The sequence below is a fragment of the Pedobacter vanadiisoli genome, from assembly GCF_042684385.1.
In the GTDB taxonomy this organism is placed as follows: domain Bacteria; phylum Bacteroidota; class Bacteroidia; order Sphingobacteriales; family Sphingobacteriaceae; genus Pedobacter; species Pedobacter vanadiisoli.
In genome coordinates, this window is record NZ_JBHULL010000010.1 from 34,340 (window position 1) to 56,828 (window position 22,489).

Below are 22,489 nucleotides of genomic sequence, written 5' to 3' on the forward strand. Positions count from 1 at the left end.
AAGGTTCAAAACTACGCGCTAAGCCAAGCCACTGTTTAAAGTCTGTTTTATAACAAACGATAAAGTATACAAAAAATTAAACTTTTCAAAAATGTCTATAGCGGAAATTGCCATCAAGCGGCCCTTGCTCATCATCGTCATATTTACTGTCTTACTCCTTTTTGGAGGTTTGAGCTATTTTAAGCTGAGCTATAAACTTTTACCTAATGTAGAGGTGCCAACAGTATCGGTAAGTACAATTTATCCTGGTGCCTCTGCTGCTGAGGTGGAAAGTGCTGTCACCAAAAAACTGGAAGATGCTTTTGCTTCGGTAGAAGGCCTTGAAAAGATCAGCGCCACTTCTCAGCAAGGGGTCTCTCAGATCACTATACAACTGAAAAGCGGCACGGATGTAAATCAGGCAGATCGCAATATACAACGAAAAGCAGACCAGGCACAGAATGATCTGCCCATAGATATCGATCGGCCGAAAGTCAATAAAATAAACCTCGAGGAAACTCCAGTGATCAGGGCGGGCGTGACCGCAAATTTATCAGCCAGGGAATTATATGACATTGTAGATAGGGAGATCCGCCCTATCCTACAAAATGTTACTGGTGTAGGGCAGGTCAATATAATTGGGGGAGAAGAACGCCAGATACAGGTAAATATCAGTCATAACAAACTAAAAGCCTATGGCCTAAACATTACCCAGGTTAGCGACGCCATTGCAAATGCAAATCGTTCTTTTCCTGCAGGGCTCATCGAGACACAGAACGAGGAAGTAGCCATACAATTCGACGCCAATATAGCCTCACTCGAACAACTCGCCAAAACTGTGATCAAGCAGCAGGCAGGCATGGGACCGGTTTATTTGGAAGACCTTGGTGAAATAGTAGATGCCAATGTTAAAGAAACAGCGGTTAATCACATAAACGGCTTACCCTCTATCGGTATACAGGTAATTAAACAGACCGATGCCAACGCAGTAGATGTAAGCAAAGGCATCAAAACGATGTTTAACAGGCTGGAAAAACAATACAAACCTCAGGGAATACGTTTTATTGTATCGAGCGACCAATCTACCTATACACTCAAGTCAGCAAATGCTGTTATGGAAGACCTAGCTTTGGCTGTGATTATCGTTGGCCTGGTAATGCTTGCTTTTTTACATAGTTTCCGCAGTTCGATGTTTGTTATGGTGGCCCTCCCCTGCTCCATTATCCCAACATTTATTGTGATGTACCTGATGGGTTTTTCTTTGAATTTGATGACATTGATGGCCATGTCGCTGGTTGTTGGAATTCTGGTAGACGATTCGATCGTGGTACTGGAAAATATTTACCGGCACATGGAAATGGGTACTGAGCGTCGGAAAGCAGCGCTTGACGGGCGCAATGAAATCGGTTTTACAGCAATCGCCATCACGCTGGTAGATGTAGTGGTCTTTTTACCTCTTGCCCTCACCGGTGGAATGATCGGGGCCATTCTTAGAGAGTTTTCGGTCGTTGTTATCGTATCTACCCTCATGAGTTTATTCGTATCCTTTACAGTCACTCCCATGTTATCCAGCAGGTTCGGAAAACTCGAACACCTGGGCAAAAAAAATTGGTGGGACCGTGTCAATGCTGCATTTGAAAATCTTCTTGAGGATATAAAGGCTGGTTACGGGCATTTTTTGAAGATCATCCTGCAAAAAAAAAGATGGCTCTTATCTGGAGTTCTGTTATTAATTTTAGGGTCTTTTATGCTAATCGGCAAGGGTTTTATTGGTGCTTCGTTCATTCCTTCGGGTGATCAGGGTGAACTTCTGATCAACTTGGAACTTGAGCCTTCTGCATCCATTTATCAAACCAACATGATTACGCAACAGGCAGAAAAGATTATCATGTCACAGCCTGAAGTACACCACGTATTTTCAAGCATAGGGTTTGTGAGTGGAGGAGTTGTGGGATCGAATAACAATACAAATCGCGCTGAGATAACGATAAATTTAAAAGATAAAAAATATAGAAACTATACTGCTGATGAATTTGGGATAAGAATTCAACAAAAGCTTAGCGCACAGATTCCTGGCGTAAGAGTAACCTCATCAGCCAAATCAATCACAGGTAATGCCAGTTCCATACCTATCCAAATTGCGATAAAGGGTATAGACCGGACAATGGTAAGGAAATTGGCCGAGCAATACCGCAGCCTGGTGGCCAGTGTGCCAGGTACGCAATTTGTTCAACTTTCAGTAAAAGATCAAATCACCCAGGTTGAGATCCATTTGAACCGGGAAAAGATGTCTCGCTTAGGACTTAATGCTACACAGGTAGGACTGTCACTTCAAAATGCGTTTAGCGGCAATAACAAGAGTAAGTTTAAGGAGCAGGGCAATGAGCACGAGATCCTGGTAAGCCTGGATCGGTTTGACCGCTCGGCAATGAAAGATGTAGGGAGGCTTTCCTTTACAAATTCCAATGGCCAAAGCTTTAGCCTGTCACAATTTGCTCAGATTAACCAAGGCCTGGGCGAAAGTATCCTCCAGCGTATTGACCGGATGGGCTCTATCACCGTCAATGCAAATGTTTCCGGAAGGCCGACCGGCACTGTTTCCAGTGATATAAAAGCAAAGGCAGGCGCACTTAAATTACCCCCGGGAATTACTGTTGAATATCTCGGCGATGTTAAAAATCAGGGAGATGCCTTCGCCAGTCTTGGCCTGGCCCTGGTTATCGGAATCCTGTTGGTTTACCTGATTATGGTTGCACTTTACGAAAGTGCGGTCTATCCATTTGTAGTATTATTTTCCATTCCTGTTGCATTGGTAGGTGCGCTGCTGGCACTAGCCCTTACCATGGAAACCCTGAATATTTTCTCTATTATAGGTATGATTATGTTGCTTGGATTGGTTTCCAAAAATGCGATCCTGATTGTCGATTTCACGAATCAGCTTAGAGCGGAAAAGCATCTTGAGGTAAAAACTGCGCTGATTGAAGCGGGAAAAGAACGTTTGAGACCAATATTGATGACTACGCTGGCCATGATTTTAGGCATGCTTCCAATTGCCATTGCGAGCGGAGCAGGTTCTGAGATCAAAAACGGGATGGCATGGGTAATCATTGGCGGCCTGACCAGCTCTATGGTGCTGACCTTATTTGTAGTGCCAGCCATGTACCTCATTATCGAACAGTTAAGATTGAAATTCCAAAAGAAGCGACTTAACTAAAATACAGAAAATATAGCTCTTCATTCTGCACATTCCCACTGTCTCAATAGCTCCTTTTCAATCAATTTCTGCTACTTTCAAAAATATGAGCGAGGACGAACCATTTTGCCTAACCATAGTAGCCACTTTTTGGTTCATCCTCACTTATAGGTTTATTTTAAACTATTGTTTTTTGAGATAAGTTTTATTGCCGTTCTTGTTAATGTAATATTTTCCGCCGCGGGGACCTGTCATTACCTGCTCTCCATTCGGGCCAGATAGTGTTCTGTCTACCGTAGGTGTATAATTCTTTGTAGTGGCTGAATTTTCAGCCTGTACTACCGGGGCTGCTTTTTCTTTGGCTGCGCTGTAACGCTTATCTGGTGTACCATCTTTCTTAAGTTTTACACCATCAGCATTTGGAACTGGCACCGCTTTGCTTGTAGCAGCAGGAGCTGCTTCTGTTTTAGAAGTATAACGTTTATCAGGTGTGCCATCTTTTTTTAACCTCACCCCATCAGCATTTGAACTTGGCGCAGTTTTACTTGCAGCAGCAGGGGCCGCTTCTGTTTTAGAAGTATAACGTTTATCAGGTGTACCGTCTTTTTTTAACCTCACTCCACTCGCGTTTGGACTTGGTGCAGCTTTACTTGCAGCAGCAGGGGCCGCTTCTGTTTTAGAGGCATAACGTTTATCAGGTGTGCCATCTTTTTTTAACCTTACTCCACTCGCGTTTGGACTTGGTGCAGCCTTGCTTGTAGCAGCAGGGGCTGTTTCTGTTTTGGAAGCATAACGTTTATCGGGCGTGCCGTCTTTTTTTAGTTTAACGCCACTGGTTGATTCCGTTTCTTTTTTAGCATTCGCTTTAGTTCCCTTTTTAGCTTTTGCTGAGCCTGATTGCGCAGGTATAGTAGTTTGAGCAAAACTCAGGTTTATATAAAAAACCATAATGACTACCAGTGAAAATAATTTTCTCATAACTTTTTGTTTTATATTAATGGTATGTTAATTTTCATCTCAAGCCCATATCACGATATCAGTGATACAATTTACCAAATTTTCTTTACCATGGCAATAAAATCAAGAATATATTAATGCAACTAATCTTTATATCGTTGACAGCCCTAGGTGTATCGCTCTGCCATAACTTTCCAAACACAATAAAACCAGTGTAAAGAAAGCCCATACCAGGTTTGGTATTAAGCTATAGCTGAAGAGCCACATCAAGGTCCATAAATAATATATTCGAAATCAGGAATTATTAATCTGGCATTCGGCTCAAGCATTTACTGCGAAATGGTATCTATCGAGCACTAACAACCCAGAGTTAAAAACTATTAATTACCTAATTATGAGGTAATTACATTTGTTTAAATAAACAAAAAAAGGGAAGATTTTTCAATCTTCCCTTTAGTGCACTCGTAGGGATTCGAACCCCAAACCTTCTCATCCGTAGTGAGATGCTCTATCCAGTTGAGCTACGAATGCGTTTCCGTATCGTTAAAGGACTGCAAAGGTATAATTTGATATTTTAATTTCCAATTAAATTTTAAAAAAATCTCAAAATAATTCTTTACAAATTATGTTTTATGCGCTTAATGTATCATTAATTGCTTTGAAATCAGGCAGATCTTTTGCGTTTTCCAAAACTTCAGCGTAAGCAATTTTTCCCTCTTCGTCGATTACAAAAGCAGCCCTTTTAGAAACACCTTTCAATCCGAAAACAAATTCGTCGTAAAAAGCACCATAAGCTGCTGATACTTCTTTATTAAAATCAGATAACAATGGGAACTGGTAGTTTTGTACTTCTTTAAATTTACCTAACGAAAAAGGAGAATCTACAGAAATACCGATAACCTGTGCATTAATTCCTTCATAGTAGCTAAAATTATCCCTCATGGTACATAACTGCTCGGTACATGTTCCGGTAAAAGCCATCGGAAAAAAGTGGATAATAACTTTTTTGCCCTTAAAACCAGATAGGGAAACTTCTGTTAATTCAGAACTGTATAATTTAAAATCAGGAGCGGTATCGCCAACTTGTAATGCCATTTGTGTTTTTTTTATAAGTTAAATATATTTAATTGCTTTAATTAATTTACTGCATCATCTGCCTAATGAACCAGTAATAAATGAACTAATTTGCTTTATTCATTTGCTGGTCCAAAACTAACAATCCTTCTTCAAAAGAATGCGGATTGTATCCTAAATCTTTAATTGCCTTATCCAGCACAAATCCCGTTTTAACAGGCCGCTTAGCGGGCTGATTTAAGCTTGCAGAACTCACTTCATTAATAAACGAATCATCCAGCTTCCAATATTCGGCAACTTTTCTCACTAAATCGGCAATACTCATGTAATCTTTACCCGATATATGATAAATTCCCCTGGCATCTTTCTCAACAGCCAGCAGGCAGGCCTCGGCCAGGTCTTCGGCCAGGGTTGGCATGCGCCATTGGTCGTTCACCACATTTATAGGTGATGCTTTTTCTAAAGCCCCCTTGGCCCACAGCACAATATTGCTCCGGCTCATGTCATTACTGATACCATATACCAATATTGTTCTTAAAATAGCATAATTTGCTTTTGAATTTTTGATCAGCTCCTCGGCCAATACCTTCGATTTGCCATAATAACTAACCGGATTTACAGCATCATCTTCGCCATAAGGCCCGTCTTGGCCATCAAAAACAAAATCAGTGCTCAAATGAATCAACCGGATATTCTTTTCTTCACATATTGCTAACAGTGTTCGAACAGCATTTACATTTAACTGCAGACAGTGCTCCTTATTCATTTCACAGGTATCTACGTTCGTCATCGCTGCAGTATGTATAAGTGCATCAGGTTTGTATTTTTCAATAACTCTCCTTACCTGTTCAGCATCCAGTATATCCATTTCTTCATATACATATCCATTTTTAACAGGATACCGGTTTACTCCTTTAGATGTAGCAATCAGGTTTACACGCCCCTCATTTAAAACTTTTTCGGTTATTTTCTGTCCCAAAAGGCCATTGCTGCCTGTTGTTAAAATGGTTTTCATACTGCTGATATAAGCCCCTAAATTACCTCTTAAAACCTCATTAAAAAATTTTATAATATATATTTAAAATTCAGTAAGAATAACTTAACTTTGCCAACCGAATTGGAGCCCCTGTAAACAGCTTTAATTCATTGACTGTAATAAATTTACTCACAACAGATATGCCTAACTTAGGAAAAATAGCACAAATTATCGGCCCTGTGGTTGACGTTAGCTTTGCTGATGATGCCCATCTACCTAAAATTTTTGATGCGTTAGAGATAACGAAAGAAAATGGACAAAAAATTGTTTTAGAAGTTCAACAGCACTTAGGTGAAGACCGTGTACGTGCTATTTCGATGGACTCTACGGACGGTTTAGTTCGTGGTATGAAAGTAGTTGATACTGGCGCTGCGATTAAAATGCCAGTTGGCGACCAGATTAAAGGTCGTTTATTTAATGTAGTTGGAGAAGCGATTGATGGTATCAACACAGTTGATAAAACAGATGGCCGCCCTATCCACGCAACCCCTCCTAAGTTTGAAGATTTATCTACCGAAACTGAGGTGCTTTTTACAGGTATCAAAGTAATCGATTTATTAGAGCCTTATGCTAAAGGTGGTAAAATCGGTTTGTTTGGTGGTGCTGGTGTAGGTAAAACGGTATTGATCATGGAGTTGGTAAACAACATCGCTAAAGCTTATGCTGGTTTATCAGTATTTGCTGGTGTTGGTGAGCGTACCCGTGAGGGTAACGATTTACTTCGTGAGTTTATCGAATCAGGTGTAATCAACTATGGCGACGAGTTCTTGCATTCTATGGAAAAAGGTGGATGGGATTTGAACGCTGTTGATACCGAAAAATTAAAAGAATCTAAAGCAACATTGGTTTTCGGTCAGATGAACGAGCCTCCTGGTGCACGTGCACGTGTGGCATTATCAGGATTAACTGTTGCTGAATATTTCCGTGATGGTGATGGCGAAGGTGCAGGAAAAGATATCCTTTTCTTCGTTGATAACATCTTCCGTTTTACCCAGGCAGGTTCTGAGGTATCGGCACTATTGGGCCGTATGCCATCAGCAGTAGGTTACCAACCAACATTGGCAACTGAGATGGGTTTAATGCAGGAACGTATTACATCAACAAAACGTGGTTCAATTACATCAGTACAAGCAGTATATGTACCTGCGGATGATTTAACTGACCCTGCTCCGGCAACAACATTTGCCCACTTAGATGCTACTACAGTACTTTCACGTAAAATTGCTGAGTTAGGTATTTACCCTGCAGTAGATCCATTGGATTCTACTTCGCGTATCCTTTCTCCTGCCGTTTTAGGTGACGAGCATTATAATACTGCACAACGCGTTAAAGAAACTTTACAACGTTATAAAGAATTACAGGATATCATTGCGATCTTGGGTATGGACGAATTATCTGAAGAAGATAAATTGGTTGTATCAAGAGCACGTCGTGTTCAACGTTTCTTATCTCAACCTTTCCACGTAGCTGAGCAATTTACAGGCTTAAAAGGTGTATTGGTAGACATTAAAGATACCATCAAAGGATTTAACATGATTATGGATGGTGAAGTTGATGAGTACCCTGAAGCTGCATTTAACTTAGTTGGTAGCATTGAAGATGCGATCGAAAAAGGTAAAAAATTATTAGCAGAAGCGAACTAAGAGAGACGTGAGGCACTAGATATGAGATATGAGAGGGACTTTGTCTCAAATCTTGTATCTCAAATCTCAAATCTATTCAAAATGAATTTAGAAATATTAACTCCAGATAAAAAAGTTTTCGAAGGTGAAGTAACTGCGGTTACGGTTCCTGGTACTTTAGGTTCTTTTCAGATTTTAAAAGACCACGCCCCTATCATCTCTACTTTAGAAGATGGAGAAGTTATTATAAAAGCAAACAAAACCGACGAGCAGCGCTTTTTTATCAAAGGCGGTGTAGTTGAAGCTATCCATAACAAAGTTGTGGTTTTAGCCGAAGGTATCGCTTAATCTAATTATTCGTCATGCTGAATGACGAAACAAAAAGCCTCCCGATTTAAAAATCCGGAGGCTTTTTTATTTCTGCTCTTGCTTAACAAAACCACAAACCGCAGCGGTAAATGCTTCATTATTTTCATAATAGAGCATGTGCGAACCCGCCAACTGTACCACTTTCTGATCGGCAAACTTATATTTTTTGTAATAATCTGGTCCTACGGCGTGATCCTCGGCACCTGTTATGATTAAAGCCGGAGTTTTAATTTTACCCGTCAATAAAGCATAGTCTTTAAAATATTCAGGGTACCGCTGAACCTTGGTACTATCAACCAATGGCATAAAGAGGGTCATACCAAAATCAGATGTGCGGCTATAAGAATTTTCGATACTGTCCATTTTAATAATGGTATTTACATTATTGGCAATATATTTATATCCAAGATGTGCAGCACTCAACTTCTTTCTAACCAATGCTGCTCCATTAATTAGTTTTTTAAAATCCGCTTCATTTATAGTCGTATCGGTATTCAACAAGCGGTATCCGTATTCAATTTGTTCCCGAACCTGGTCTGGATTCATAAAATGGGCTATTGTATTCGCCATAATCAGCCCCGATAAATTCTCTGGATATTTTAATGCATAATTAATAGCCAGCACACCTCCAAATGAATGGCTTAGTAAATATATTTTCTCAACACCCAATTTTAAGCGCAACTCTTCTATATCCTGAACTACACGGTTTAAACTATAATTTTTGGCATTTTGAGAATGCCCCGATCCCCTTTGATCGAGGTAAATCATAGTGAGGCATTTCTCCAGCTCCGAACCTCCCATTTTTTCAAAGGAAAGAAAATCCTGACCGGGGCCGCCATGCAGATAAATACAAACCGGGCCTTTACCTGCAACCTTTATTGCCAATTTTATACTATCGGATGTGATAAAAGTTTGATTGCTCATTTCCAGGTGCACATTTCGGTCTGGCGAAGAACAAGCGGTAAATAGCATAGCTAAAACAATAAAAATGATACCTGTTATTTTCATAGGAATATTACTAATATCAATTTACATAACTATTTTCAATTAATAGCGAAAAGACTTATTATCAGCCTCCAACAGACTCAATATTACTTCCAAAAGTAACATCAAAATACCCTCCGAATTCTCAATTTCCCAAGGGCTTTCGCCCATTTTAGGCAGAATATTCAAAAATTTATAATGCAAGCATAATAAACATACCGTATACCGTTTTGATTTTTAGTCTACAGCTGTCGGCATTAAATAGCCATTTTAACACCATTCAAGAATATCATACCGAAAATCAACAAAAAATAAGAATTATATTCTGTTTTAACTTTTTTTTGATTTCTCTTGCATATTAATGAACCAAAAACTAAATTGGTTTTTATAAACTATAAGATAATCATGACGGTTCAGAACAACATACTTACAACAGCATTAGCTACAAATGTAGCAGGTAATGTTGTGCTCTTACCAGTCATTTTAATTAGCCTTCTACTTGCAGATATCCTGCTAGGGAAGAAGATGGACAGCTTTTAAATAAATTTATAAAACGAATATTTAAAGCGTCCTGACATAAACGGGACGCTTTTTTTTAAATAAGAACACAACAGTATTATGAAGCATCAATGATTAAAAAACCAAAATAACAAAACGAAATGCTTATTTAATCATTAACGCCCCTATCTGACTGAAAAACAACAAAATAAACAGATGAAATACTATAATTCTAATACGATTATTTACCTCGACGGAAAGTTTGAAAAGGCTGTAAATAGCAGCACTGACCTTTATGGGCAGTCGCTACATTACGGTTATGCTGCTTTTGAGGGTATTAGAGCCTATAAAACGCATAACGGTAACCGCATTTTCAAAGCTGCTGCCCATTTCGACCGCCTGGAGCGTTCCTGTCAGCTGGCAAATATTCCTTTCCCATGGGATAAACAGGAATTAATTGCGGCAACCTATAAACTACTTCAGTTGAACAAACTGAAAGATGCTTATATCCGTCCTTTGGTATTTTGCCATCCAAACATGAAGTTGAACGAACCTACCGGCGTTTCAATATTAATCTGTGCATGGGAATGGGATGCTTATTCAGGTAATAAACTATTAAATTTAACCATTTCTGATTACGAGAGGCCAAATCCAAAATCAACTCCGATGGAAGCGAAATTGAGTGGCAACTATGTAAATTCTATTTTAGCTACTACTGCCGCTAACATTAAGGGGTATGATGAAGCATTATTATTGGATATGCATGGCTTTGTTGCGGAAGCATCAGGCGCCAATATTTTCCTCGAAAAAGACGGCAAATTATATACCCCTTCATTAGGCAATATTTTACCCGGTATAACCAGGGCAACGGTTAAAGAACTTTGTGCAGTATTAGATATCGAATGCATCGAAAAAAAGCTCACTGTTGAAGATCTAAAAAATGCCGATAGTGCTTTTTTATGTGGTACAGCAACAGAAATTGCCGGTATAGCCTCAATTGATGACATTGTTTACCGCCCTTTATGGCGCGAATCAATCGGCTACACTATACAAAGGGCCTATAAAAACCTGGTACTGGAAAAAGTAAATTACGAGGTAATTATATAACCGGAATCCTGAAAGTCAGGAGCGCGAAGCGGAAAAAATAGAGAAATACAGTTAAATAGTTCTTTGCATTATTCAAGAAGTTAGTATGTTTGTGGTTCAGTCGACGACATGAATATAAACACAAACATTATTAGCAGCCTAATTATTGTCATTTCTCAAAAGAGAGGTGGAAATCGTTGCGTATAATAATATAAAATATACCCTATCGAAACCGCCTCCGAAATGAGGCGGTTTTTTTTTGCCTCAAAATATTACAACTAACAGAACCCAGAATATACATTTTAAACAATGAGCGAATTAAACAAGTACAGTAAAACATTTACACAAGATCCAACACAACCAGCTGCACAGGCAATGCTTTATGGAATCGGCTTAACCGATGCTGATATGAACAAAGCGCAGGTCGGTATTGCAAGTATGGGTTACGATGGTAACACCTGTAACATGCACTTAAACGACCTTGCAAAAGACGTCAAAGCTGGGGTCTGGAAAAATGATTTAGTGGGCTTGGTTTTTAATACCATTGGCGTGAGCGATGGAATGAGTAACGGTACCGATGGGATGCGTTACTCTCTTGTAAGCCGCGATGTAATTGCAGATAGTATCGAAACCATTTGCGGTGGTCAATATTACGATGGTGTAATTGCTATCCCAGGATGTGATAAAAATATGCCAGGTGCCATTATGGCGATGGCCCGTTTAAATCGTCCTTCAATTATGGTTTATGGCGGTACCATTGCGCCAGGCCATTACAAAGGTGAAGAATTGAACATTGTTTCGGCTTTTGAGGCATTGGGACAAAAAATCTGCGGTAACCTTTCAGAAGAGGATTATCAGGGCATTATCAAACATACCTGCCCTGGAGCCGGTGCCTGCGGTGGCATGTATACGGCAAACACAATGGCTTCGGCTATTGAGGCTTTAGGAATGAGTTTGCCTTATTCTTCTTCAAACCCGGCCATAAGCCCTGAGAAAAAACAGGAATGTTTAGACGCGGGTAAATACATCAGGGTTTTATTGGAAAAAGATATTAAACCATCTGATATCATGACGAGAAAGGCATTCGAAAATGCAATCCGTGCCATCATCGTACTAGGTGGAAGTACCAATGCTGTTTTGCACTTTATCGCTATGGGCAAAGCCATCGGTGTAGAAATTACACAGGATGATTTCCAGAAAATGAGTGACGTAACACCGGTACTTGCCGATTTTAAACCTAGTGGAAAATATTTAATGCAGGATTTACACCAGTATGGAGGTATCCCTGCTGTACTAAAATATTTATTAGATGAAGGTTTATTACATGGCGACTGTCTTACCGTAACCGGAAAAACCGTAGCAGAAAACTTAGCTGATGTAAAATCCATTATGGATTACGATCAGAAAATTGTTCAAAAATTAAGCGAACCTATTAAAGCAACCGGTCATTTACAGATTCTTTATGGAAACCTTGCAGAAAAAGGCTCTGTAGCGAAGATCAGCGGTAAGGAAGGCGAAAAATTTGAAGGTCCGGCACGAGTGTTTGATGGTGAACACGATTTAATTGCAGGCATTTCAAGTGGTCGCGTTCAGCCTGGCGATGTAATTGTGATTAAAAATGCAGGTCCGGTTGGTGCTCCCGGTATGCCCGAAATGCTGAAACCCACTTCGGCCATTATAGGCGCAGGTTTGGGTAAATCTGTTGCTTTAATAACCGATGGACGTTTCTCGGGTGGTACACACGGTTTCGTGGTTGGCCACATTACACCCGAATCATACAAGGGTGGTTTAATTGGCCTGGTTGAAGATGAAGACAGGATCCTGATCGATGCTGTAAACAACATCATCAGCCTGAAAGTGAGCGAAGAAGTAATCGCCGAGCGGAGAAAGAACTATGTTCAGCCAGCATTAAAGGTAACAAAAGGTGTTTTATATAAATATGCTAAAACAGTATCGGATGCAGCCAGTGGTTGCGTAACCGACGAATACTAAAATCAAAAAAAATCATCCCCGATTCATTTGATTACTAAAAACAGATTATGCAGATAATTAAAAGTATTCAGAACAGGATTTATGAGATCCGGGGAGAAAGAGTAATGTTAGATTTCGATTTGGCGTTGCTTTATGAAGTTGAAACGAAAGCACTAAATCAAGCCGTAAAACGCAACATGAAGCGTTTTCCAGATGATTTTATGTTTCAGTTAACTACTTATGAGTGGCAGGATATTGCTACACAAATGGATAGTTTGCTAAGCAACAACATAAACACGAACCGGTCACAAATTGTGACCGGTTCGCAAAAACACAGAGGTAATCTACCCTATGCCTTTACGGAGCAAGGTGTAGCCATGCTAAGTGGTGTTTTAAAGAGCGATAAGGCAATTAACATGAATATTGCCATTATGAGGGCCTTTGTTGATGTTCGGAAGGTTTTGCTAAAACAGAATAACATAAACGAACAATTAACAGAAATTAAGGAACGGATTGGTGAACATGATGTTCAGTTAAATGAGCTTTACGATGCGATGGAAAATCTGATCGACGAAAAAATTGCTCAATTAAAATGGAACGATAGACAAAGAATTGGGTTTAAAATTAAAGAATAGTAGAACCGCAAAAACATAACTATGGAAACTGCACAAGAAACAATACAACAAACCGGGGCGAAAGCAGAAACCTCAAAAACCTTTAAAGGAACGGGCTCTCAGGTTTTGTTGAATGGATTAATTGAAGAAGGTGTTACCACCATTTTCGGTTATCCGGGAGGCGCAATCATGCCAATTTATGATGCCCTTTACGATTATGCCGATAAATTAGAACATATATTGGTCCGCCATGAACAAGGCGGAATCCACGCAGCTCAAGGTTTTGCAAGGGCAAGTGGCGAAGTAGGTGTTGTATTTGCAACCAGTGGGCCAGGTGCCACTAACCTCGTTACCGGTTTAGCCGATGCCCAGATAGACAGTACACCATTGGTTTGTATTACCGGGCAAGTTTTCGCTCATTTATTAGGTACCGATGCTTTTCAGGAAACAGATGTAATTAACATCACTACCCCGGTTACCAAATGGAATTACCAGGTTACTGATGCCAAAGAAATCCAGGAAGTATTGGCTAAAGCTTTTTACATTGCTAAAAGTGGCAGACCAGGCCCGGTTTTAATCGATATTACCAAAAATGCACAAATCCAGATAGAAGAATTCCCTGAGTATGTAAAATGTAACCATATTCGTAGTTATCTTCCAAAACCAAAAGTAAGGATCGAATATATTGAGCAGGCGGCTGAGTTGATTAATTCGGCAAAAAAACCATTTATTTTATTCGGACAGGGTGTTATATTAGGTAAAGCAGAACAAGAATTCAAGACTTTTGTCGAAAAAACTGGAATTCCGGCCGCCTGGACAATCATGGGCGAAGGTGCTATTCCAACTTCGCACCCATTAAACGTAGGTATGCTGGGTATGCATGGCAATTATGGCCCAAATGTGTTAACCAACGAATGTGATGTGCTAATTGCCATCGGTATGCGTTTTGATGACCGCGTGACCGGCCGTTTAGATAAATATGCCAAACAGGCTAAAGTGATTCACCTGGACATTGATCCTGCTGAAATTGATAAAAATGTTAAGGCTGATGTTGGCGTTTGGGGCGATTGTAAAGAAACATTACCCCTGTTAACCAATTTAGTTAACGAAAATAAACATGAAGACTGGTTGGCAAAATTCAAAGAATATAACCAACAAGAAATAGATCAGGTCATTACTCCTGAACTGTATCCAACGGGCGATGAAATGACCATGGGAGAAGTATTGCGCAACATCAACGAAATCTGTGGTGGCGATGCTGTAATCGTTACCGATGTTGGTCAGCACCAGATGGTAGCCTGCCGCTATGCTAAATTTAACAATACCCGTAGCAACATTACCTCCGGTGGTTTAGGTACCATGGGCTTTGGTTTACCAGCCGCAATTGGTGCTAAATATGGTGCGCCAGATAAAACCGTTATCGCCATTATAGGTGATGGAGGCTTTCAGATGACCCCTCAGGAACTCGGTACCATTATGCAGTTCGGTGCAGCGGTAAAAATCCTGATCCTGAACAACCGTTTCCTGGGTATGGTTCGTCAATGGCAGCAGTTATTCCACGATAAGCGTTATTCTTTTGTAAACATTACCAGCCCTGATTTTGTAGCACTTGCCAAATCTTACTACATCGAAGCTGCTAAAGTTGACGAACGAGCCAACCTTAAAGCAGCATTGGAAACCATGATTAACCATGAAGGTTCTTACCTGCTTGAAGTTATGGTTGGCAGAGAAAATAACGTTTTCCCAATGGTGCCACAAGGAATGGGTGTAAGCGAAATCAGATTGAAATAAAGGTAAAAGCCAGAAGACCAAGGTTAAAAAGAAATTATCATGAGTACTGAAAATACAATAGAATATAAAACAACAAAAGCCGACTTTGACGGAAAGCAGGAATACACCATCACGGTTTATGCCGAAAACCGTATCGGTTTATTAAACAGGATTGCGATTATTTTCTCGAAAAGGAAGATTAATATCGAAAGCCTTAATACCTCCCCTTCCGAAATTGATGGTATCCACCGTTTCAATATCGTGATCCAGGAAAGTTACGAAGTAGTACGAAAACTGGCCCGTCAGATCGAGAAGCAGATCGAGGTATTAAAGGTTTATTTTAATACCAACGACGAGATTATATGGCAGGAACTGGCACTTTACAAAGTTTCTACCGACGAAATTGCAGAAAGGGTAACCGTTGAGCGCTTATTAAGACAATATGGCGCCAGCGCGGTAGTAATCCGTAAGGATTATACGGTTTTTGCAGTTACCGGTCACCGCGAAGAAACTGATGCCCTTGTAAAAGCTTTAGAACCATACGAATTAATAGAGTTTGTTCGTTCGGCAAGGGTTGCCATTATCAAAGATAGCGCTGGTTTCCACGAAAAGCTGAAAGAATTTGAAGCCGTCGAACCGGGTGAAGAACTGGTAGAAAACGAGTTTTTAGATAAAGGACAGAAGATTTTCACCATGTAATCCAAAAATAAATCCGTCTTTGCAAGGAGGAACGCCGGAGCAATCTTTTTAAGAATTCAGAATAAGATTACTTCAGCTCACACAACCCAGCCTCGCAATAATAGTAAACTAAAAATATGAAATGCAATAAGGCCATACCAGTTTTAAGAATATTCGATTACGATAAAGCAATTGAGTTTTACGTGAACTGGCTTGGCTTTAAAATAGATTGGGAACATACTTTTGAAGAAAATGCCCCGGTTTATATGCAGATTTCGCTTAATGGTATCGAATTACATTTAAGTGAGCACCATGGCGACTGTTCTCCGGGTGCAGGTGTCTTTGTAGATTGTACCGGGCTGAAAGAGTTTCATAAAACCATTATTGATAAAAAGTATAAATACAACCGCCCCGGATTGGAAAAAACATTTTACGGCACATGGGCGGTAACCGTAAACGATCCGTTTTACAACAAAATAATCTTTAACCAAACGTTAACAGAAGAAGAAAAATAACAGCAGAATGGATCAGATATTTGAATTTATTATCAGCTCAAGAACGGCATTTATTAAGTTGGTTGATAGCTTAACAATTGAACAATTAAATAAAATTCCGGATGGTTATAACAACAACATCATCTGGAACTTTGGCCACATTGTAGTGAGCACACAAACACTTTGCTATTTTCGTACCGGTATATGGCCGGATGCAAGCGCTGTAAAGTTTAACGAGTTTTACAAAAAAGACACGAATCCAACATATACGGTTAGCGAAGCAGAAGTAGCAGAGCTGAAAGCTATAGCTTTAACGAGTATTGAAACCATTAAAGGTGATTATGCAAAAGGAACGTTTGCGAACATTACGCCTTTTTTAACAGCAACCTACGGTGTACAGTTAAACAGTATTGAAGAGGTACTGATTACCACAATCGGTCATGATAATGTACATTTTGGTTACGCCAATGCGTTGAAGAAAAAGGTATAAGGTAAAAAAGAAGAATCGGTGAAATCACTAAATCAGCGTAATCAAACCGAAAGAAAGAAAATATAAAACCCGATAAATAAATAGAAATTAACCAATAAAAACAATGGCAAATTATTTTAACACATTACCGCTTAGAGAAAAATTAAACCAATTAGGTGTTTGCGACTTCATGAACAGTTCTGAATTTTTAGACGGCGTAAATGCACTAAAAGGCAAAAAACTGGTAGTTGTAGGTTGCGGAGCACAAGGCTTAAACCAAGGTTTAAATTTAAGAGATAGCGGTTTAGATGTTAGTTATACATTGCGTAAAGAAGCGATTGAAGGTAAAAGAGATTCGTGGAAAAATGCTACCGAGAATAACTTTAAAGTAGGCACTTACGAAGAATTGATCCCAACTGCTGACGTGGTAATTAACCTTACCCCAGATAAACAGCACACTGCAGTGGTAAATGCCATTATGCCTTTAATGAAAGAAGGTGCAACTTTATTATACTCACACGGTTTCAACATCGTTGAAGAAGGTATGCAGATCCGTAAAGATTTAACCGTGATTATGGTGGCGCCTAAATGCCCTGGTAGTGAGGTTAGAGCGGAGTATGTTAGAGGTTTTGGTGTACCTACCCTAATTGCGGTTCACCCTGAAAACGATCCTCAAGGTAAAGGTTTGGCACAGGCTAAAGCATATTGCGTAGGTACCGGTGGACACAGAGCTGGTGTATTAAAATCATCTTTCGTAGCGGAAGTAAAATCTGATTTAATGGGTGAGCAAACCATCCTTTGTGGTTTACTGCAAACAGGCTCTATCCTATCTTTCGATAAAATGATAGAAAAGGGAATCGATGCAGGCTACGCTTCTAAATTGGTTCAATACGGTGTTGAAGTAATTACAGAAGCCTTAAAGCAAGGTGGTATTACAGCCATGATGGATAGATTAAGCAACATTGCTAAAATCAAAGCTTTCGAAATTTCGGAAGAACTGAAAGATATTATGCGTCCATTGTTCCAAAAACACCAGGACGATATCATGAGTGGCGAATTTAGCCGCATCATGATGGAAGACTGGGCAAACGGAGATAAAAACCTGTTAAAATGGAGAGCCGAAACAGGTGAAACTGCTTTCGAAAAAACACCAGCAGGTGATGTTAAAATCGGTGAGCAGGAATATTTCGACAACTATACTTTAATGGTTGCTTTTGTGCGCGCCGGCGTTGAACTGGCTTTCGAAACCATGGTACAGGCTGGTATTAAACCGGAATCGGCTTACTACGAATCGTTACACGAAACACCTCTTATTGCCAATACTATTGCACGTAAAAAATTGTTCGAAATGAACCGTGTAATTTCTGATACCGCAGAATATGGTTGTTATTTATTCGATCAGGCCTGTAAGCCACTTTTGAGTGATTTCATGAAAAAAGTAGACACCGATTTAGTTGGTAAAAACTTTAATGAAGGTAAAGACGGCGCAGTAGATAACAGGAAATTAATTGAGGTTAACGAAGCTATCCGTTCGCACCAGGTGGAGCAAATCGGCGCCACATTGCGTAAAGCAATGACTGCAATGAAAGCAATTAAAACTGCATAGAAACAAAAAACATGTTATCCTGAGCCTGTCGAAGGAATTCTTTTTGTTTCTATAAATAAAAAGTCTTCGACAAGCTCAGACTGACAAACATTAAATAATAATAGCAAAGATGTCAAAAACATTAGTAGAAAAAATTTGGGATGCACATGTGGTAAAAAGTGAGGAAGGGTTTCCTGATATTTTATACATTGATACACACTTAATACACGAGGTAACCTCTCCGCAGGCTTTTGATGGTTTGCGTAAAAGAGGCTTACCTGTTTTCCGCCCGAAACAAACGGTTGCTACTGCCGATCACAATGTACCTACCTTAAATCAGTTATTGCCGATTAAGGAAGAGCTTTCGCGTTATCAGGTAGATATGCTCACCAAAAACTGTGCTGAATTTGGTATCGAACTGTATGGTTTAGGCCATCCTTTCCAGGGCATTGTACACGTTATCGGTCCTGAACTGGGTATTACTTTACCCGGTAAAACAATGGTTTGTGGCGATAGTCATACCTCAACCCACGGGGCTTTTGGTGCCATTGCATTTGGTATCGGGACTTCGCAGGTTGAGCAGGTTTTTGCAACACAATGTTTATTGCAATCGAAGCCTAAAACTATGAAAATTGAGGTAAATGGCGAACTCGGTCCGGGTGTTGGTGCAAAAGATATTATCTTATACATCATTGCTCAGATTTCTGCTGCTGGTGGTACCGGTTATTTCATCGAATATGCAGGTTCGGCAATCGAATCATTAAGCATGGAAGCCCGCATGACCATCTGTAACATGAGTATCGAAATGGGTGCACGTGGTGGTTTAATAGCACCAGATCAAACTACATTCGATTACATTAAAGGAAGAGAGTTTGCTCCGGCCGGCGAAGAATGGGATAAAGCCCTGGCATACTGGAAAACTTTATACAGCGATGCTGATGCCAAATTTGACAGTGTATTAACTTTCGATGCGGCAGATATTGCACCAATGATTACCTACGGTACCAATCCTGGTATGGGCATGGGTATTCAGGAACATATCCCTGCAACCGCAGCACAGCCCGAAACCGAAAAAGTATCGTACAAAAAAGCTTTAGATTATATGGGCTTTGATGATAACGCATCGCTGATCGGAAAACCGATTGATTATGTTTTCATCGGAAGCTGTACCAATTCACGTATTGAAGATTTACGCGAAGTTGCCGATTTTGTTAAAGGTAAACGCAAAGCAGATAACGTTACCGTTTGGATTGTTCCGGGATCGAAACAAGTAGAACAGCAAGCTAAAAACGAAGGTTTGGATAAGATTTTCGAAGCTGCTGGTTTTCAGTTACGCGAACCCGGCTGCAGTGCATGCTTGGGCATGAACGAAGATAAAATCCCGGCAGGTAAATACTGTGTATCTACATCGAACAGAAATTTCGAAGGTAGGCAGGGACAAAATGCACGTACTTTATTAGCCAGCCCACTTACTGCCGCAGCAGCAGCGGTAACCGGAAAAATTACCGACGTAAGGGAAATGCTTGAAAAGGTAGAAGGTTAAAAGGCGGAAGGTTTAAGGCTAAAACCCATAGTCAAAAATCGTCATTGCGAGGCACGAAGCAATCTTAATGCTGTAGCAATGGCGAAAAAATTAAATTATGATTTTAGAAGTTGCCATACTTAATGTAAAAACCGGATTGTCGGCCGATTTTGAAAAAGTTTTTCAGCAAGCGCAGAAAATCATTTCTTCAATGAAAGGTTACATTTCACACCAGCTTCAAAAATGTATAGAAGAAGAAAATAAATATATTTTGCTGGTAAACTGGGAAACACTCGAAGCGCATACTGAAGGTTTCAGGCAATCGGCGGCATATCAGGATTGGAAGCGGTTATTGCATCACTTTTATGATCCTTTTCCAACAGTTGAACACTTTGAGATAGTAGAGCGTTGTAAGACTTAAAGTGGAGGATAGAAACGTGGGGCATAAAAATCACCACCCTTAAGCAACGGCTTAAAGAATAAAGATATAAAGTGGAATACAAGTCTCGTTACTTGATAATCCTTACTTAATACTAATTGACATGAAAAAATTCACGAAATTAACATCGGCAGTAGTGCCTTTAAACATAGAGAACATTGATACCGACCAGATTATCCCGGCGAGGTTTCTAAAAGCAACCACCCGCGAAGGTTTTGGCGAGAATCTATTCCGCGATTGGCGTTATAATGGCGATAATACGCCAAAACCAGAATTTGTAATGAATAACCCCACCTATAGCGGGCAGGTTTTAGTTGCAGGAAAAAACTTTGGTTGCGGCAGTAGCCGCGAACACGCCGCATGGGCCATTCAGGATGCTGGCTTTGATGCTGTAATCAGCAGTTTCTTTGCTGATATTTTTAAAGGCAATGCATTGAATAATGGTTTATTGCCAATCCAGGTAAGTGATGATTTCCTGGCGCAGATTTTTAAAGCCGTAGAGCAAGATCCAAAGTCGGCACTTGAAGTTGATCTCGAAAACCAAACCGTTACCATTGTAGAAACCGGTGCTAAAGAATCTTTCGAGATCAATCCTTACAAAAAATCATGCCTGATAAACGGCTACGATGATATCGACTTTATCCTGGCACAAACCAAATTAATTGAAGAATTCGAACAGGCAAAGTAATGTTTAAACCATTCGTTTACATACAGCATTTAAATTTAAGTTACCACAACAAAGCGGTGCTAAAGGATTTGTATTGGGAAATGAATGTTGGAGAAAGCTATGCCATCGGAGGCCAGAGCGGAACAGGAAAAACATCTTTTGCAAAAGCCATTGCAGGCCTGGTTCCATACCAGGGAAGCATAGAAATTGATTTTGACGAACAGAGTAAACTTCCTCGTGAGGTGCTTTACGTTGAAAGCTGGTACCAGTTCAAGAATTTAGAGGGCGTTGCCAACTTTTATTATCAACAGCGTTACACCAGTCAGCAGGCTAAAGAAACCTTAACCGTCCATGCAGAATTGGTTTCTTATGGAAAAGAAAAAGGGCTGCATCTAGATCAGGTTGAACCGATATTGGAAGCCTTGGGCTTTTCTACATTCGCCAGTTCGCAATTGATCGAATTATCCAGCGGCGAGCATAAAAAACTTCAACTGGTTAAAGCTTTGTGGCTTAAACCACAATTGTTGATCATCGATCAGCCCTACACCGGTTTAGATGTTGCCTCACGCAAAAACCTGAATATCCTTTTAGATCAGGCTGCCGGGGAAGGGGTACAGCTGATCCTGGTATGCAATGATCCCGAACTACCAAACTGTATCCAGTCTTTTGCCGAGATAATTGATGGAAATCTGGTTAAAGTAGATGCCTTAGAAAGTTCTAACAACATTGAAAATCCTTCAATAGAAATCCCTGATTTCTTAAAAGAATCGCCGGTTTATAGTTCTTACGACATTGTTAAAATGGTTAATGTAAACATTAGCTATGGCGAAAAACAAGTGCTTAAAAATATCAACTGGGAAGTAAAGGCCGGAGAAAAATGGCTTTTACAGGGACATAACGGCTCTGGAAAATCTACCCTGTTAAGCCTCGTAAACGGCGATCATCCGCAATCTTACGCCAACGAACTTTACTTGTTCGGCAACAGGCGTGGAAGTGGTGAAAGTATATGGGACATTAAACAGCATATCGGTCTAATCTCGCCCGAGTTTCATTGGTATTTCGATCCAACTGCCACCGTTTGGCAAAGTATCGCCTCCGGATTTTACGATACAGTAGGTTTGTTCCAACAGTTGCCTTATACAAAAAGCACACAGGTAGACGAACTGATAAATTACTTCGGCCTTACCGAAAATAAAAACGAATTATTAAATGCGCTGCCACTGGGCAAACAACGCTTGGTATTACTGGCGCGTACGATTATAAAAAATCCGGAATTGTTAATTCTGGATGAACCTTGCCAGGGCTTAGACCAACAGCAAACGAGGCATTTTAACCGGCTGGTTGATGAATTATGCAGCAATGGGATGACCCTGATTTATGTTGGCCATTTTGAATCGCAGCTGCCAACCTGCATAGAAAAAAGAATATTGTTAGAAAAAGGCGAGGTAAAAGTCGTCGAAACTATACTAGAAAACGTTTAGT

At 40.0% G+C, this 22,489-nt stretch carries 19 protein-coding genes and 1 tRNA gene; 15 read left to right on the forward strand and 5 right to left on the reverse strand.

Annotation, left to right across the window (positions count from 1 at the left end):
• The first annotated feature begins 91 nt into the window (after positions 1–91).
• Entirely contained in the window at positions 92–3,193 is a 3,102-nt protein-coding gene (locus ACFSR6_RS13325) for an efflux RND transporter permease subunit (protein WP_379079697.1), read from the forward strand.
• Positions 3,194–3,355: 162 nt separating this feature from the next.
• Here ACFSR6_RS13325 and ACFSR6_RS13330 read toward each other — a convergent pair whose 3' ends face one another.
• The 4 genes from ACFSR6_RS13330 to ACFSR6_RS13345 form a co-directional block, all read right to left on the reverse strand.
• Positions 3,356–4,150 (reverse strand): hypothetical protein, encoded by a 795-nt coding sequence (locus tag ACFSR6_RS13330; protein WP_379079699.1) that lies wholly within the window; start codon positions 4,148–4,150, stop codon positions 3,356–3,358.
• A 436-nt stretch (positions 4,151–4,586) separates the two neighbouring features.
• A tRNA-Arg gene (locus tag ACFSR6_RS13335) sits at positions 4,587–4,660 on the reverse strand.
• Positions 4,661–4,759: 99 nt separating this feature from the next.
• Positions 4,760–5,224, reverse strand: a complete 465-nt coding sequence (locus ACFSR6_RS13340; RefSeq protein WP_379079701.1) for a redoxin domain-containing protein — start codon at positions 5,222–5,224, stop codon at positions 4,760–4,762.
• A gap of 85 nt (positions 5,225–5,309) precedes the next feature.
• Positions 5,310–6,218, reverse strand: coding sequence for an SDR family oxidoreductase (locus ACFSR6_RS13345; protein ID WP_379079703.1), 909 nt, complete (start codon positions 6,216–6,218; stop codon positions 5,310–5,312).
• 161 nt (positions 6,219–6,379) lie between these two features.
• Here ACFSR6_RS13345 and atpD point away from each other — a divergent pair, with 161 nt between their 5' ends.
• Both atpD and atpC read left to right on the forward strand, forming a co-directional pair.
• Positions 6,380–7,882 (forward strand): F0F1 ATP synthase subunit beta, encoded by a 1,503-nt coding sequence (gene atpD / locus ACFSR6_RS13350; protein ID WP_113950938.1) that lies wholly within the window; start codon positions 6,380–6,382, stop codon positions 7,880–7,882.
• Between the two features lie 81 nt (positions 7,883–7,963).
• A complete protein-coding gene (gene atpC / locus ACFSR6_RS13355; RefSeq protein ID WP_121950542.1) occupies positions 7,964–8,209 on the forward strand; it encodes an ATP synthase F1 subunit epsilon in 246 nt (81 codons plus the stop codon).
• A gap of 66 nt (positions 8,210–8,275) precedes the next feature.
• Here atpC and ACFSR6_RS13360 read toward each other — a convergent pair whose 3' ends face one another.
• Positions 8,276–9,238 (reverse strand): alpha/beta fold hydrolase, encoded by a 963-nt coding sequence (locus ACFSR6_RS13360; RefSeq protein WP_379079706.1) that lies wholly within the window; start codon positions 9,236–9,238, stop codon positions 8,276–8,278.
• A 690-nt stretch (positions 9,239–9,928) separates the two neighbouring features.
• On the opposite strand from ACFSR6_RS13360, the gene ilvE reads away from it, so the two are divergent.
• From ilvE to ACFSR6_RS13420, 12 genes are all read left to right on the forward strand, one after another.
• Positions 9,929–10,819, forward strand: a complete 891-nt coding sequence (gene ilvE / locus ACFSR6_RS13365) for a branched-chain-amino-acid transaminase (RefSeq protein WP_379079708.1) — start codon at positions 9,929–9,931, stop codon at positions 10,817–10,819.
• Positions 10,820–11,107: 288 nt separating this feature from the next.
• A complete protein-coding gene (gene ilvD, locus ACFSR6_RS13370; RefSeq protein WP_379079710.1) occupies positions 11,108–12,790 on the forward strand; it encodes a dihydroxy-acid dehydratase in 1,683 nt (560 codons plus the stop codon).
• Between the two features lie 47 nt (positions 12,791–12,837).
• A complete protein-coding gene (locus ACFSR6_RS13375; RefSeq protein ID WP_379079712.1) occupies positions 12,838–13,404 on the forward strand; it encodes an ORF6N domain-containing protein in 567 nt (188 codons plus the stop codon).
• Between the two features lie 21 nt (positions 13,405–13,425).
• Entirely contained in the window at positions 13,426–15,174 is a 1,749-nt protein-coding gene (gene ilvB, locus ACFSR6_RS13380) for a biosynthetic-type acetolactate synthase large subunit (RefSeq protein WP_379079714.1), read from the forward strand.
• A gap of 39 nt (positions 15,175–15,213) precedes the next feature.
• Positions 15,214–15,852 carry an acetolactate synthase small subunit gene (gene ilvN / locus ACFSR6_RS13385; protein WP_379079716.1) on the forward strand — a complete coding sequence of 213 codons (639 nt, stop codon included), beginning with the start codon at positions 15,214–15,216 and terminating at the stop codon, positions 15,850–15,852.
• A gap of 116 nt (positions 15,853–15,968) precedes the next feature.
• On the forward strand, positions 15,969–16,346 hold the full coding sequence (locus ACFSR6_RS13390) for a glyoxalase superfamily protein (protein ID WP_379079718.1): 378 nt from the start codon (positions 15,969–15,971) through the stop codon (positions 16,344–16,346).
• A gap of 7 nt (positions 16,347–16,353) precedes the next feature.
• A complete protein-coding gene (locus ACFSR6_RS13395; RefSeq protein ID WP_379079720.1) occupies positions 16,354–16,815 on the forward strand; it encodes a DinB family protein in 462 nt (153 codons plus the stop codon).
• 103 nt (positions 16,816–16,918) lie between these two features.
• On the forward strand, positions 16,919–18,400 hold the full coding sequence (ilvC, locus tag ACFSR6_RS13400) for a ketol-acid reductoisomerase (protein ID WP_379079722.1): 1,482 nt from the start codon (positions 16,919–16,921) through the stop codon (positions 18,398–18,400).
• 109 nt (positions 18,401–18,509) lie between these two features.
• Positions 18,510–19,922 (forward strand): 3-isopropylmalate dehydratase large subunit, encoded by a 1,413-nt coding sequence (gene leuC / locus ACFSR6_RS13405; protein ID WP_183768314.1) that lies wholly within the window; start codon positions 18,510–18,512, stop codon positions 19,920–19,922.
• 97 nt (positions 19,923–20,019) lie between these two features.
• A complete protein-coding gene (locus tag ACFSR6_RS13410; protein ID WP_379079724.1) occupies positions 20,020–20,322 on the forward strand; it encodes an antibiotic biosynthesis monooxygenase family protein in 303 nt (100 codons plus the stop codon).
• A gap of 121 nt (positions 20,323–20,443) precedes the next feature.
• A complete protein-coding gene (gene leuD / locus ACFSR6_RS13415) occupies positions 20,444–21,028 on the forward strand; it encodes a 3-isopropylmalate dehydratase small subunit (protein ID WP_379079726.1) in 585 nt (194 codons plus the stop codon).
• Positions 21,028–22,488: an ATP-binding cassette domain-containing protein gene (locus tag ACFSR6_RS13420; RefSeq protein ID WP_379079728.1), complete on the forward strand. Its 1,461-nt coding sequence runs from the start codon at positions 21,028–21,030 to the stop codon at positions 22,486–22,488. The genes leuD and ACFSR6_RS13420 overlap by 1 nt, the downstream gene beginning before the upstream one ends.
• Position 22,489: the final 1 nt, after the last annotated feature.